The sequence below is a fragment of the Diaphorobacter sp. B2A2W2 genome (genome assembly GCF_056730635.1).
Map to the genome: position 1 here is coordinate 1 of NZ_JBWZOR010000021.1, position 1664 is coordinate 1664.

Consider the following 1664-nt stretch of genomic DNA (forward strand, 5'->3'; position numbering starts at 1 on the left):
GTCCCCGTCAAGCGCGTGGTGGACTACAACGTGAAGGTCCGGGTGAAGTCGGACGGCACGGGCGTAGACATCGCGAACGTGAAGATGAGCATGAACCCCTTTGACGAAATCGCCGTGGAAGAGGCGGTGCGGCTCAAAGAAAAAGGCGTGGCCACGGAAGTCATCGCGGTGAGCTGCGGCGTGGCGCAATGCCAGGAAACGCTGCGCACGGCCATGGCCATTGGCGCCGACCGCGGCATCCTGGTGGAAACCGATGCCGAGCTGCAACCCCTGGCCGTGGCCAAGCTGCTCAAGGCCCTGGTGGACAAAGAGCAACCGGGCCTGATCATCCTGGGCAAGCAAGCCATCGACGACGACGCCAACCAGACCGGCCAGATGCTGGCGGCCCTGGCCGACCTGCCCCAGGCCACCTTTGCCAGCAAGGTCGAAGTGGCCGGCGACAAGGTCAGCGTCACACGCGAAGTCGACGGCGGCCTGGAAACCCTGCAACTGACCACCCCGGCCGTCATCACCACCGACCTGCGCCTGAACGAGCCGCGCTACGTCACGCTGCCCAACATCATGAAGGCCAAGAAAAAGCCGCTGGACACCGTCAAACCCGAAGACCTCGGCGTAGACGTGGCCCCGCGCCTCAAGACCCTCAAGGTGGCCGAACCCCCGAAGCGCGGCGCTGGCGTGAAAGTGCCCGACGTCGCCACGCTGGTGGACAAGCTCAAGAACGAAGCCAAGGTCATCTAAAGGCAGGACAGGAGAAACAACATGACCGTACTCGTCATTGCAGAACACGACAACGCCAGCCTCAAGGCCGCCACCCTGAACACCGTCACCGCCGCACTCGCCTGCGGGGGTGACGTGCACGTGCTCGTCGCCGGTGAAGGCGCGCAGGCCGCCGCCCAGGCCGCCTCCCAAATCGCCGGCGTCGCCAAAGTCCTGCACGCCGACGGCGCCAGCCTGAAGGACGGCCTGGCCGAGAACCTGGCCGCCCAGGTGCTGCAGATTGCCGGCAACTACAGCCACATCCTGTTCCCGGCCACCGCCAGCGGCAAGAACGTCGCCCCGCGCGTGGCCGCCAAGCTGGACGTGGCGCAGATCAGCGACATCACCAAAGTGATCTCCGCCGACACCTTCGAGCGCCCCATCTACGCGGGCAACGCCATCGCCACCGTGCAAAGCGCGGACAGCGTCAAGGTCATCACCGTGCGCGGCACCGGCTTTGACGCGGCGCCTGCCACGGGCGGCAGCGCCGCGGTGGAAACCACCGCCGCCGTGGCCGACGCCGGCAAGAGCAGCTTTGCCGGACGCGAAGTCACCAAGAGCGACCGCCCCGAGCTCACCGCCGCCAAGATCATCGTCTCGGGCGGCCGGGCGCTGGGCAGCAGCGAGAAGTTCAACGAAGTCATGACCCCGCTGGCGGACAAGCTGGGCGCGGCCATTGGCGCCAGCCGCGCAGCGGTGGACGCGGGCTACGCCCCGAACGACCTGCAGGTGGGGCAAACGGGCAAGATCGTTGCGCCGCAGCTGTACATCGCGGCGGGGATCTCGGGGGCGATCCAGCACCTGGCGGGGATGAAGGACAGCAAGGTGATCGTGGCGATCAACAAGGACCCGGAGGCGCCGATCTTTGCGGTGGCCGACTATGGGCTGGAGGCCGATCTGTTCCAGGC

At 66.8% G+C, this 1664-nt stretch carries 2 protein-coding genes; both read left to right on the forward strand.

Features of this window, described 5'->3' with window-relative positions:
• Positions 1-738 (forward strand): electron transfer flavoprotein subunit beta/FixA family protein (locus AC1PPL_RS19255; protein ID WP_312131305.1); only part of this gene is annotated, 738 nt, incomplete at its 5' end.
• A gap of 21 nt (positions 739-759) precedes the next feature.
• Positions 760-1664: electron transfer flavoprotein subunit alpha/FixB family protein (locus AC1PPL_RS19260; protein ID WP_479973957.1), on the forward strand; the 905-nt coding region annotated here is incomplete at its 3' end.